The organism is Poritiphilus flavus, assembly GCF_009901585.1.
GTDB classification, from domain to species: Bacteria; Bacteroidota; Bacteroidia; order Flavobacteriales; family Flavobacteriaceae; genus Poritiphilus; species Poritiphilus flavus.
In genome coordinates this window covers 80,111-93,878 of record NZ_WXYO01000003.1, presented here as the reverse complement: position 1 = coordinate 93,878, position 13,768 = coordinate 80,111, and the positions used below count along the sequence as shown (strand labels likewise).

Below are 13,768 nucleotides of genomic sequence, written 5' to 3'. Positions count from 1 at the left end.
AATGCAGCCTTTTACGGCTGCATTGAGTTTGGTTGGTTTGGTTTGGAATCAAGATTTATTCTATGATGATAAATTCCGATCTTCTGTTTAACTCATGATCTACCTTAGAGCATTTCACCCCATTGGCACATTCGTTGACCAGGCGGGTTTCGCCAAAGCCTTCACCTTCCAGCCGATCTGCGGCTATCCCTTTGGATATCATATAGTTAACTGTTGCTTCTGCCCTTTTCTGAGAAAGCCATAGATTGTAGGCATCTTCTCCTCGACTATCCGTATGCGAATTCGCCTTGATCTTTAGGCTTGGGTATTTCTCCATTGCGGCGATAACTTTCTGTATCTCGATCTCTGCATCTGGTCTTATATTAAACCTATCGAAGTCAAAATAGATTGTACTCAATTGCAACAATTTGGCGAGATCATCCCCAAAACCTGCGGTAACCTTTTCTCTTTCCAGGTAGAAGTCCATGATCCTGGGCTTTCCGTCTGACCTGGCCAGGTATTCCTCCGCCGGCACGTATCCCTGTGTCTGGGCCCTTACAAAATTACCCTGATTACAATCGCAGGTAAGGCTGTAATTCCCTTCGTCATCTGTTATGGCACTGAGAACCTCTTCATTATTCTCGTCAATTACCTTTACGGTAGCCCCAACGAGTACTTCATTCGAGATCTTATCGCGTACCGTCCCTGTAATGGGCTGTATACATTCAAAGACCAGTGGTCTTGATTCAACAAAACTATAGATATCGTCTGCCCCCATACCTCCTCTTCGATTGGAAGCGAAATAGCCCTTGCGGGACTCTTCTGTAAATACGAAGGTAAAATCATCCATCTTGCTGTTAACGGGTCGGCCAACATTAAGTACGGAACGCTGGTATTTGTTCTCTGCAATTTTGGTAGCGAAAACGTCAAGTCCTCCCAGACCGGGATGTCCGTCTGAGGAGAAATACAGTATTTCTTCTGAGGTCACGTATGGAAAGGTCTCCCTGGCCTCAGTATTCACCGTATCTCCCAGATTTACCGGTGTTCCGAAAGTGCCATCAGCATTGATCGGGATCTTAAAAATATCCGAAGCTCCCCGGGTTCCCGGCATGTCCGATGCTACATAAAGGGTTTTCCCATCCGGGCCGAGAGCAGGATGGGCCACGGAATATGAATCGCTGTTAAAAGGCAGGTCTTCCAGGTTACCCCATTCCCCATCTACCAGGGTCGCACGGAATATTTTAAGCCGGATTACGCCATTATCATCCTTAATATACTTACCGTCTTTGAAATTATTCCTGGTAAAGTAGATGGTATCTCCGTCTTTAGTACTCACTGAGGTAGATTCATGCAGCCGTGAGTTAACGTTCTTCAGTTTGATCACGGTATTGGAAGAAGCACTATCCACGTTGACCTTATACAAATCCAGGAAATCCTTGGAATTCCATGTATGCCGATATCTGGCAAGATTTCCGGTATCACGGTCAGAAGAAAACAGCAGACCGCTTTTGTAATAGGTAGGGGCAAATTCGGAATATTTGGAATTGAACTCAAAAGGTGCGATATCATATCGTCCTGAATTCCTCTCTATCTGATCCCTATAGTCTTTTTCCGTCATAAACTTGCCTGCCCTGCCGTCTTCGGAAGTCGCTTCTGCAAACTTATCCATGATCTCGTCTGCCTCTGTGTATTCCCCTAAGCTTCTCAATGACTGTCCGTAACGAAAGAGTACCTCAGGACCTACATCTTCCGGGTACTCATCAGTCAGGCGTTTGTATGCTTCCGCGGCCTTTTCGTAATCCGCGTTGAAATAGTATGAGTTTCCAAGCTTCTGTAAAATATCTGAGGAAGCAAAACCTTTTTCAAGTAATCGTTGATATATATCTATGGCGGGACTAAAGGAATATTCCTCATACCTTTCGTTTCCCTTGGTAACCAGCCGCTCCTGGGCATTGCCGCTCCAGCTAATAAGGATAATAAGGGCCAGTAATAATTGTAATCTTTTCATCATTTCCGTAAGCGATTAGAAGAAACGTGGTGATACCAGTCGCTGGAAGGATTTTACCAGTTCAAATCTTAGGAACACTTCAAATGTGCCGTCGTTAAATTGTGTTCCTCCGAGTTCTGTTGTTTCCCTGTCGTAAGCCAGTCCCAGCATAAACTGGTCTGAAATTTGGAAACCTGCCAAGGCACTTACAGCCGCATCCCAGCGATAGGCTGCCCCAAAGGAAAACTTTTCATTAAACAAAAAGCTGGCTGAAAGATCCAACTGCAATGGAGCTCCGCTTACAACCTTGGTTAAAAGTGCAGGTTTGAACTTCAAATTTCCGTTGAGATCAAAAACATAACCCGTGATAAGATAAAAGTTTATTCTGTCAGTTGAAAGAAACTGAACGGAATTCGCATCCTGCTGGGAATTGTCAAAATGCTCTGTTTCTACCAGATTAGGCGCAGAAAGGCCTGCATAGAATTTGCTGGTATGGTAATACACCCCAAGGCCAAAATTGGGCGAAAACCTGTTTTCTATATTGTCCTGGGGTACAGGTTCCTGGTTAAAGTTACGCAGCCCTTCAAAATCCAGATTCAACAGGTTGCCCCCGGCTTTCAATCCAAAGGATAATTTACCATCCAAAGAAACATCGATGGTATAGGAAATAACCGCATCAAAATAGGTCTCCTGGACCACACCATCACCAATATTATCGTTTACTATGGAGATCCCATAACCCAAGCGGCTATTTCTAATTGGAGAATGCAGGTTGAGCGTCTGGGTTTCCGGCCCACCGTCCAGCCCCACCCACTGGGCCCTGTACAATGCGGCAACACTCAATTGGCCTCTTGAACCGGCATAAGCCGGGTTGACGCTCATGGTGTTGAACATGTATTGGGTATACTGCGCATCCTGCTGCGCAAACAGGCCATGAACTACGACCCCAATTAGGAACAGGGCGGCCATCAAGCCTTTTTTATGTGTCATATTGTGCTGTACTATTTATTTACTAACGTATAAATAACCGCTGTCTGTTATATTTTCCGCGTCTTTTTGGTATTCAAAGATGTAGAAATATACTCCCGATGGCAAATAATCTTCCGCACTTACTGTAGATCTTCCCTTAGACCTGCCATCAAATACATTGTTTTGGTTGTTGTAATTGTTTCCTTCATAGACCAATACTCCCCATCTGTTAAAGATCCTTAAGGTATTGTTTCTTGCCAGGTCCACACCGTCTATCCATAGAAAATCGTTCTGACCATCGTTATTTGGAGTAACCAACTGGTAAACGATCACTTCTGCGGCGGGGATCTCAGGATCCAGGTAATCCGGTGTACCCTCACCATTTGAATCATCATTTGTAGGATCTCCGTCTTCGTTAACGTCTTCGTCCGGAGTGTCCAGGCCGTCTCCATCGTCATCAAAATCGCGATAATTTACATCTTCAGTGCCGTCTGTATCCGGTAAGTCATTAGCAGGATCATCAATCTCATCGTTTACATCAAAGCCGTCGTTTACATCGCTACCTTCGTAACCGTCATCAAGACCGTCACCATCCGTATCCACGCCGGTAAAGGTCTGATCGGGAACACCGTCAAAATTGAAGTCATTTCCTTCGTTATTATCCGGAACAAGGTCGTTATCACTATCTAAATCCAAATAGTCCAGCTCATCTTCCCCATCGGTATTTACGGGAGTTAATCCTCCTAAATACGCACTGTTTACACCGTCATTAGCCTCGTAGGTGGCCTCGTCGTCATCATTCGGAGGAATATAGCCTGCTGTGGTTTGAGCTTCCACATTATCAGGGATACCATCGTTATCAGAATCGATATCCAGGTGGTTCGGGAAGCCGTCCTGATCCGTATCTATCGGATTGGTAAGCGGGTCGTCATCCCCGTCCAGATTTGGATCTTCTTCAGTATCCAGGATACCGTCATTATCGTCATCCAAATCGGTAACATCAGGAACTCCGTCACCATCTGTATCTGGACCATTGTCCGGATCCAGGTAATCCGGGGTGCCATCATCGTCAGTATCATCATTGGTGGGGTCTCCATCCATATCAACATCTTCGTCCGGAGTGTCAATACCATCGCCATCATCATCAAAATCCCGATAGTTCACATCCTCAGTACCATCGGTATCCGGAAGATCGTTGGCAGGATCATCGATCTCGTCGTTTACATCAAAACCGTCGTTAACGTCGCTACCTTCGTAACCATCGTCCAGACCGTCACCATCTGTATCCATACCGGTATAGGTCTGATCCGGTTCTCCGTCAAAATTAAAGTCGTTCCCCTCATTATTATCAGGAACAAGGTCGTTATCACTATCGTCATCCAGATAGTCTACTTCGTCTTCTCCGTCAGTATTCACAGGAGTAAGACCTTGATTTCCCTCACCTTCTCCTTCGTAGGCATCATCCAATCCATCATTATCACTATCATTCCCGCTTGGTGGGATATAACCAGCTGTGGTCTGAGCCTCTACGTTGTCCGGAATCCCGTCATCGTCTGAATCAATATCCAGGTGATTCGGAATACCATCCATATCCGTATCCTCAGGATTCGTCAATGGGTCGTCATCATCGTCAAGGTTAGGATCTTCTTCAGTATCCAGAATACCGTCATCGTCGTCATCGATATCGGTCACATCTGGTACTCCGTCGCCGTCTGTATCCGGTCCGTTATCAGGATCCAGATAATCCGGGGTGCCATCATCATCGGTATCATCATTGGTAGGATCCCCATCCATATCTACATCTTCGTCCGGAGTATCCAGGCCATCACCATCGTCATCAAAATCGCGATAGTTCACATCTTCGGTACCATCGGTATCCGGAAGGTCGTTAGCCGGGTCGTCGATCTCATCGTTTACGTCAAAGCCATCATTTACATCGCTACCTTCATAGCCATCGTCCAGACCATCACCGTCCGTATCCACACCTGTAAAGGTTTGATCCGGTTCTCCATCAAAATTAAAATCGTTACCCTCATTATTATCGGGCACGGTATCGTTGTCACTATCATCATCCAGATAGTCCACCTCATCTGTTCCGTCAGTATTTATGGGTGTAAGTCCTTCATCACCAGCCCCTTCGTAGGCGTCGTCCAGACCATCATTATCGCTGTCATTTCCGCTTGGAGGGATATAACCGTCTGTAGTCTGGGCTTCCACGTTATCCGGAATACCGTCGTCATCTGAATCGATATCCAGGTGGTTTGGAATGCCATCCATATCAGAGTCTTCAGGATTGGTCAGAGGATCATCGTCCCCATCCAGGTTTGGATCTTCTTCAGTGTCGAGCAGTCCGTCATCGTCATCATCCAGATCGGTAATATCCGGAACACCATCCCCGTCCGTATCCGGGCAGACTATCGGCTGTATGCTAAAGCGAATACCGTTTTCAAGATAATCGGAAGTGGTATAGAACTGAATCTGGGTAACCGGGCCCCGGGATTGCCAGGAATGACCATCAGGGTCATCGATATCTGCAGCTGTAGTATTTTCAACATAGTAGTTATCCCCATCAATTACCTCGTTTAAACCGGGAGGAAGCGTAGTGAGCAGATCATAAGTCGCACCGTCCAGTGCCACAATTCCGTCTCTTCTCATGGCCTGAACCAGGGGAGAATGGCGTGCGAAAAACAGCACTGGTACCGTACCTGAGATCGTAAAAGTGGTTGGCAGACCGTCTGTTACTGTAAAAAACAGTCCGGAAAACTTAGTACTGGCTTGTTCCACACTAACCAGGACGCTCCCGGCAGGAAGTCCCCATTTGGCGCTAAGATCTACCTCGGTTGCTGAGAGGCTTCCATCGTGCACATTGGAAGGAAAGCCAAAATCATCTATAAAAATTTCCCTGAATTCCTTTGGAACACAATCCGAAGATTTGGAAGTCACAGAGGAAGATTTTGAGATACTCCTGGCATATACCAGGGGTTTGTTATCCTCATCTGCATTGAGAGCCTTTATTTCTTGCTGCGACCACGCCGGAGACAGAAAACAAAGTAGAAAAACGGTCAGTGCTAAGGTGCCATAAATAGCCTTTGTCCTGTTGTAATAGTAGGAAGTAGTAAGCTCCATAAATGATAGTTTTCGATTTAAACATATCACCATGGCTTTGTAGGAAAATATTTCTGTAAGAGATAGGGCTTCTCTAAATGGTATTGCAAGATATGGCTAAAATCTATACCGGCAAATGGTTTACAAAGCAGAAATTATCAAATATCTTTCAACAACACTATTATTCGACAAAAGACCTTTTGGGGGTACTTTTTCTCTGTTTTAAATACGATTAAAAATCGAAAAAAGATTTTTCCATTCTCCTGAAAACGATCAAATAGACCATTCGTCGAACAGGGTCATTAATGGCGTATTTCCTTCAAAACCAGCTCGTTTTACCCTGGAAATTTTGCCATTCATCGGGCTTTGGCCGATTTGAAAAATTATGCGAATGGCAATCGGGGAAACAATATTATTTCCCTTATTTTTGCGCAAATTTTTAAAGTGGACTTTAAGAAAGAAATCGATAAACGCAGAACCTTCGGGATCATTTCTCACCCTGATGCGGGCAAAACGACCCTTACGGAAAAGTTGTTGCTATTTGGGGGGGCCATACAGGAAGCCGGGGCCGTTAAAAGTAACAAAATAAAGAAGTCTGCCACCAGCGATTTTATGGAGATAGAAAGGCAAAGAGGAATTTCGGTTGCCACTTCCGTCCTGGCGTTCCTTTATCAGGATAAGAAAATAAATATACTGGATACTCCCGGGCACAAGGATTTCGCGGAGGACACCTTTAGGACCCTTACCGCGGTTGACAGTGTGATTGTGGTGATAGATGTGGCCAAGGGGGTTGAAGAGCAGACTGAAAAGCTGGTGGAAGTATGCCGGATGCGTAATATCCCGATGATCGTCTTCATCAATAAACTGGACCGGGAGGGGAAGGATGCTTTTGACCTGCTGGATGAGGTAGAGCAAAAACTGGGACTGCAGGTAACACCACTTAGCTTTCCGATCGGGATGGGGTATGATTTTAAGGGTATTTACAACATCTATGAAAAAAACATCAATCTTTTTAGTGGCGATAGTAAAAAGGACATTGAGGACACCATAGCCTTTGACGACCTGGAGAATCCGGAACTGGAAAACCTTATAGGGACAGAAACGGCCCTTAATCTCAGGGAGAACCTGGAGTTGGTATCCGGTGTTTATCCTGAATTTGACAAGGCAAAGTATTTGGAGGGCGAATTACAACCCGTATTCTTCGGATCTGCCTTGAACAATTTCGGGGTACGCGAAATGTTGGATTGTTTTATTGAGATCGCGCCGCCGCCCCGGGATAAAAGGGCTGAGGAACGTCTCGTAAAAGCGGAAGAAAAAAATCTGACCGGTTTTGTTTTTAAGATCCACGCGAATATGGACCCTAAACACCGGGATCGGCTGGCTTTTATCAAGATTGTTTCCGGAACTTTTGAGCGTAACAAACCCTACCTGCATGTAAGGCACAAAAAGAAATTGAAATTCTCCAGTCCGAACGCTTTTTTCGCGGAGAAAAAGGAGATTGTGGACGTTTCTTTTCCGGGAGACATTGTAGGCTTACACGATACTGGAAACTTCAAGATAGGAGATACGCTTACTGAAGGAGAAAACCTGCATTTTACAGGAATACCGAGCTTTTCTCCTGAGCATTTCCGCTATATCAACAATGCTGATCCCATGAAGGCCAAGCAGTTAAACAAAGGGATAGATCAGCTGATGGACGAGGGGGTTGCCCAGTTATTCACCCTTGAATTGAACGGTAGAAAGGTTATAGGGACTGTTGGTGCGCTCCAGTACGAAGTGATACAGTATCGCCTGGAGCATGAATATGGTGCTAAGTGTTCTTATGAGAACTTTCCTGCCTATAAGGCTTGCTGGGTTGAAGCGGAAGATGAGACGAATGAAGAGTTTAAGGAGTTCAAAAGGGTAAAGCAAAAGTTCCTGGCCAAGGACAAGCAGGGGCAGCTGGTATTTTTGGCGGATTCGCAATTTTCCTTGCAAATGACCCAGCAGAAGTATCCATCTGTGAAGCTACATTTTACTTCGGAGTTTCAATAGGGTCCTGCTTAGGGCTGTGTGTTATTTTGTTTTGATTGGGTAGGATCTGGCCTTTTTTTGGGGTTTTCTAAACCCTCCCCTAATTAAAGTTAGGGCGGTTTACTGTAATATTCCAACAGTCTGGGTGGAATTGTTCTTAGGTTGATTTACAAGGCTCCACCAGGTTTCGGTTCGGACTAAGAGAAGATATAGATCTACTGTAATTGCCTTCTAACGCCGGGCTTTCCCAAAATACTGTGATAAAAGAAAAGGGGCTTAAACCCCTCCCCACTAGTAATTTAGTATTCCAGACTGCAAGTTGCAAGCAGTAGCGGCTATCAAACAAAGCGTAACGGGAATTCCAGGTTCTTATATTTGAAAGCTTTGAGGATTCGGGAATTCCGGATTTCGGTTTTTAGGTTTTTGGAGATTGGTGAATGAACAGTCGAATAAGCTTATGGCTAAATCCGTGATTCCCAGCCAGTGATCTATGATCTGGCTTTTCTCTATATCACCCTGATCTCAAAACAAAGGCTTAGAAAAACCTGGGGTCCAGACCCCACCCCAACTTAAAGTTAGTTGTTACCACTGCAGTTTCATTGCGTGAAAGTCAATTATTAAGGATTGTAAAGTTGTGAAGTTGTGGAATTGTGAAGTTGTGGAATTGTGGAATTGTGGAATTGTGAAAATGTGGAATTGAAAATAAGGAATGGGATTATTGGAGGGTTAGATTATTGGATGACTAGACTATTGGATGGCCAGACTATTGGATGACTAGACTATTGGATGGTTAGACTATCGGATGACTAGACGGTAGGATTGTTGTCGAATTATGAAGTTTAAGTACAAGTCTAGGTTCTAATTCAATTAAGAGGTTTTGAATTAGAAGTGTTGAATTAAAGTTTAAATGCCCTTTTTACTGACTTAAATATCGATAACCATTCACTGTGCACCGTCAACTGCCAACTGATTTCATCCTCCGAAGCTTTAGCGAAGGAGAACTGCCAACTGCTTACTGATTACTGCTTACTGATAATTACGCTTCCCCGGTTGGACCGAAATTCAAGGGAATAGAAGGTTGCTCGTAGTCCTTGATAGTACCATGAGCCTTCTCAAACCGGCTTACATTGTCGTTCAGTGCTTTGAGAAATTTTTTGGCGTGTTGGGGCGTAAGGATGATCCGACTCTTAACCTTAGCCTTCGGCGCTCCCGGCATCATACTTATAAAATCCACCACAAACTCCGAAACCGAGTGATTGATAATAGCCAAATTGGAGTACACTCCTTCTGCGGTCTTTTCGTCCAGTTCTATATTGATCTGTTTCTGTTTCTGTTCTTTTTCTGACATTTTCCCAGATATCAAAAGGTTAAAAAAAACCCCTGATGTTGAAATCAGGGGTCTTGGATATTAGAATTTTAATTCTTCTTTTCGAGCCATGATCTCGTCGTACTCCTCTTTGGATCCGACAATGATATTCTCGTAATCTCTCATACCGGTTCCTGCCGGGATCTTATGCCCGACAATAACGTTCTCCTTAAGTCCCTCAAGGAAGTCAACTTTCCCGCTTACCGCAGCTTCATTGAGTACCTTGGTAGTTTCCTGGAAGGAAGCAGCAGAGATAAAGGACTTGGTCTGTAGCGATGCCCTGGTGATCCCCTGAAGGATTGGGGTGGCCGTAGCGGCAACCGCATCCCTCGCAGAAACCAGAGTCTTATCAGCACGCCTTAGGATGGAATTCTCATCCCGTAACTCCCTGGCGGTGATAATCTGACCTGCCTTAAGGTTTTCGGATTCTCCGGCATCTTCAACAACCTTCTTACCGAAAATCTCATCATTCTCAAGGATAAAGTCGTCCTTGTGAACCAATTGATTCTCCAGGAAGGTAGTATCACCGGAATCCTGAATTCTTACCTTACGCATCATCTGACGTACCACAACTTCAAAGTGCTTATCATTGATCTTTACACCCTGTAGTCGATAGACTTCCTGAACTTCATTTACCAGGTACTGCTGTACCGCTGAAGGTCCTTTGATAGCCAGAATATCTTCCGGAGTGATGGAACCATCGGACAACGGCATTCCAGCACGTACATAGTCATTTTCCTGAACCAGTATCTGATTCGAAAGTTTAACCAGGTACTTCTTAACCTCACCAAGTTTAGACTCAATGATGATCTCCCTGTTACCTCTTTTGATCTTACCAAAAGAAACAACCCCGTCAATTTCGGAAACCACTGCCGGGTTTGAAGGATTTCGCGCTTCAAACAACTCGGTAACCCTTGGAAGACCTCCTGTAATATCACCAGCTTTAGCCGATTTACGCGGAATCTTAACCAGGATCTTACCTTCCTTGATCTTCTCTCCATCATCTATCATCAGGTGCGATCCTACAGGTAAGTTATACGAACGCAACACATTGTCCTTGTTATCTTTGATCAACAGTGTTGGGATCAACTTCTTGTTCCTGGATTCCATGATCACTTTCTCCTGGAATCCGGTTTGCTCGTCGATCTCTACCTGATAAGTAACACCTTGCTCGATATTCTCATAGGCAATTTTTCCGGTAAACTCGGATACGATCACACCGTTATATGGATCCCACTGACAGATCACATCGCCTTTCTTAACCTTATTGCCGTTTTTAATAAACAATTGAGATCCGTAAGGAATGTTATTTGTGCTTAGGGTAATTCCAGTCTTAGCATCAACCACTTTGATCTCAGAAGTCCTGGAGATCACTATGTTAGCTGCTTCGCCTTCACTGTTCTCCCCTTTTACTGTTCTAAGGTCTTCGATCTCTGCCACGCCATCAAACTTGGCTTCGAGCTTGTTGTCTTCAGAAATGTTACCAGCAATACCTCCAACGTGGAACGTACGTAGTGTAAGCTGTGTTCCAGGTTCCCCAATAGACTGGGCAGCCACGACACCAACAGCTTCACCTCTCTGAACCATTTTGTTGGTAGACAGGTTTCTGCCGTAACACTTGGCACATATACCCTTCTGAGCCTCACAGGTCAACGCTGATCTCACTTCAATCTTCTCAATCGGAGAAGCTTCAATCTTCTTCACATCAGACTCCATGATCTCCTGCCCTGCTGTTAGCAGCAATTCCTCGGTCAAAGGATCAAAAACATCATGAAGCGATACCCTACCAAGGATACGTTCCCCAAGGGTCTCTACTACCTCTTCGTTCTTCTTAAGCGCCTCTACTTCAATACCCCTCAGCGTACCACAATCGTCAATATTGACAATCACATCCTGAGAAACATCAACCAATCGGCGTGTCAGGTAACCGGCATCCGCCGTTTTAAGGGCAGTATCCGCAAGTCCTTTTCGGGCACCGTGGGTTGAAATAAAGTATTCCAAAATAGACAGCCCTTCCTTAAAGTTAGATAGGATAGGGTTTTCAATAATCTCACCACCTCCGGCAGTCGACTTTTTCGGCTTTGCCATAAGTCCACGCATACCGGTAAGCTGACGGATCTGTTCTTTGGAACCCCTCGCGCCGGAATCCAGCATCATATACACGGAGTTAAATCCTTGTTGATCTTCCCGAATACGTTTCATGGCCAACTCTGTGAGCATGGCATTGGTAGAAGTCCAAACATCAATAACCTGGTTGTACCTTTCATTGTTGGTAATCAATCCCATGTTATAGTTCATCATAATACCGTCTACCTGCTGATTCGCATCGGAGATCATATCGTGTTTCTCCTGTGGAATAATTATATCCCCAAGGCTGAAAGACAATCCTCCTTTAAAGGCAAAGTCGTAACCCATGGTCTTGATCTTGTCCAGGAATTCCGAAGTAGTCGGAACATCCGTTACGGCAAGTATCTTACCAATAATATCCCGCAGGGACTTCTTATTCAATACTTCGTTCACAAAACCTGCGGCTTCAGGAACAACCATATTGAACAATACCCTTCCTACGGTAGTTTCAATGATCTGGTTAACCAGCTCTCCTTCTTCGTTAAAATCCTTCGCTCTTACCTTAATTCCCGCGTTCAACTCCACTCTTCCTTCATTAAAAGCGATCACCACCTCTTCTGAAGAATAAAAGGTAAGTCCTTCTCCTTTCACAGAAATCTCATCGGTAGACTTTTTCTCTTTGGTCATATAATAAAGACCAAGGACCATGTCCTGAGAAGGTACTGTAATCGGAGAACCATTTGCAGGGTTCAGGATATTATGAGACGCCAGCATCAATAACTGAGCTTCCAGAATTGCTTCAGGGCCCAAGGGCAGGTGAACCGCCATTTGATCCCCGTCAAAGTCCGCGTTAAAAGCGGTACAAACCAATGGGTGCAGGCGAATTGCCTTACCTTCGATCAATTTAGGCTGGAAAGCCTGGATACCCAAACGGTGTAGTGTGGGAGCCCTGTTAAGCAATACCGGGTGTCCTTTCAATACATTTTCCAGGATGTCCCATACAACAGGTTCTTTCTTATCGATGATCTTCTTGGCAGATTTTACCGTTTTCACGATACCTCTTTCTATAAGCTTTCGGATAACGAATGGCTTGTAGAGTTCAGCGGCCATGTCTTTTGGAAGACCACATTCGTAAAGCTTCATTTCCGGTCCGACAACGATTACCGAACGGGCGGAATAATCAACCCTCTTACCCAAGAGATTCTGACGGAAACGCCCTTGTTTTCCTTTAAGGGAGTCCGAAAGTGACTTAAGTGGTCGGTTAGATTCTGTTTTAACCGCAGAAGCTTTTCTTGTATTGTCAAAAAGTGAATCCACAGCCTCCTGCAGCATTCGCTTCTCATTTCTAAGGATCACCTCAGGTGCTTTGATCTCCATCAATCGCTTAAGACGATTGTTCCTGATGATCACCCTTCGGTAAAGGTCGTTAAGGTCTGATGTTGCGAATCGACCTCCATCCAAAGGTACCAATGGACGAAGTTCTGGCGGAATAACGGGGATTACCTTCATAATCATCCACTCCGGCTTGTTTTCCCGGTTATCCTGAGATTCCCTTAGTGCTTCAACTACCTGAAGACGTTTTAAAGCCTCCGTTTTACGTTGCTTGGAGGTTTCTGTATTGGCCTTATGCCTCAAATCGTATGAAAGCTCTTTGAGGTCAATACGGGAAAGCAGGTCTATAAGACACTCCGCTCCCATTTTCGCAATAAACTTGTCAGGATCGGAATCCTCCAGGTATTGATTCTCAACAGGAATGGATTCCAGAATATTGAGATACTCCTCCTCTGTCAGGAAATCCATTTTCTTGATCTCCTCACCTTCAGGGCCTTTCGCAATTCCGGGTTGGATCACTACATAACGTTCGTAGTAGATGATCATATCCAGTTTTTTGGAAGGCAATCCAAGCAGGTATCCTATCTTGTTCGGAAGTGAACGGAAATACCAGATATGGGCAACCGGCACTACCAAATTGATATGCCCTACCCTGTCCCGACGTACTTTTTTCTCCGTTACTTCTACACCACATCGGTCACAAACGATTCCGCGGTAACGAATTCTTTTGTACTTACCACAGGCACATTCGTAATCCTTTACAGGACCGAAGATACGCTCGCAAAACAAGCCGTCTCTCTCCGGTTTGTGCGTTCTGTAGTTGATAGTCTCCGGCTTGAGTACCTCTCCTCTGGACTCTGCCAGTATGGATTCCGGGGAGGCTAACCCAATGGAAATCTTGTCAAACCTTTTTACCGTGTTATTATCTTTAAGTCTAGCCATAATGCTAT

The 13,768-nt window shown here is 44.8% G+C and carries 6 protein-coding genes; 1 reads left to right on the top strand and 5 read right to left on the bottom strand.

The genetic code is table 11. From position 1 onward, the window contains the following. Window positions 1-55: 55 nt before the first annotated feature. Genes GTQ38_RS07410 through GTQ38_RS07400 form a run of 3 tightly spaced genes read right to left on the bottom strand, consistent with a single transcriptional unit; the run spans window position 56 to window position 6,061 of the window. A complete protein-coding gene (locus tag GTQ38_RS07410; protein ID WP_161434863.1) occupies window positions 56-1,990 on the bottom strand; it encodes an OmpA family protein in 1,935 nt (644 codons plus the stop codon). Window positions 1,991-2,002: 12 nt separating this feature from the next. Then, complete coding sequence (locus GTQ38_RS07405) at window positions 2,003-2,935, bottom strand: PorP/SprF family type IX secretion system membrane protein (protein ID WP_394350963.1); 933 nt, start codon at window positions 2,933-2,935, stop codon at window positions 2,003-2,005. Between the two features lie 36 nt (window positions 2,936-2,971). Continuing rightward, window positions 2,972-6,061 (bottom strand): gliding motility-associated C-terminal domain-containing protein, encoded by a 3,090-nt coding sequence (locus GTQ38_RS07400; RefSeq protein ID WP_238857846.1) that lies wholly within the window; start codon window positions 6,059-6,061, stop codon window positions 2,972-2,974. A 423-nt stretch (window positions 6,062-6,484) separates the two neighbouring features. On the opposite strand from GTQ38_RS07400, the gene GTQ38_RS07395 reads away from it, so the two are divergent. Next, entirely contained in the window at window positions 6,485-8,074 is a 1,590-nt protein-coding gene (locus GTQ38_RS07395; RefSeq protein ID WP_161434861.1) for a peptide chain release factor 3, read from the top strand. 1,015 nt (window positions 8,075-9,089) lie between these two features. Here GTQ38_RS07395 and GTQ38_RS07390 read toward each other — a convergent pair. After that, on the bottom strand, window positions 9,090-9,401 hold the full coding sequence (locus tag GTQ38_RS07390) for a DUF3467 domain-containing protein (protein WP_161434860.1): 312 nt from the start codon (window positions 9,399-9,401) through the stop codon (window positions 9,090-9,092). 60 nt (window positions 9,402-9,461) lie between these two features. Then, window positions 9,462-13,760: a DNA-directed RNA polymerase subunit beta' gene (rpoC, locus tag GTQ38_RS07385; RefSeq protein ID WP_161434859.1), complete on the bottom strand. Its 4,299-nt coding sequence runs from the start codon at window positions 13,758-13,760 to the stop codon at window positions 9,462-9,464. Between the last annotated feature and the right edge of the window lie 8 nt (window positions 13,761-13,768).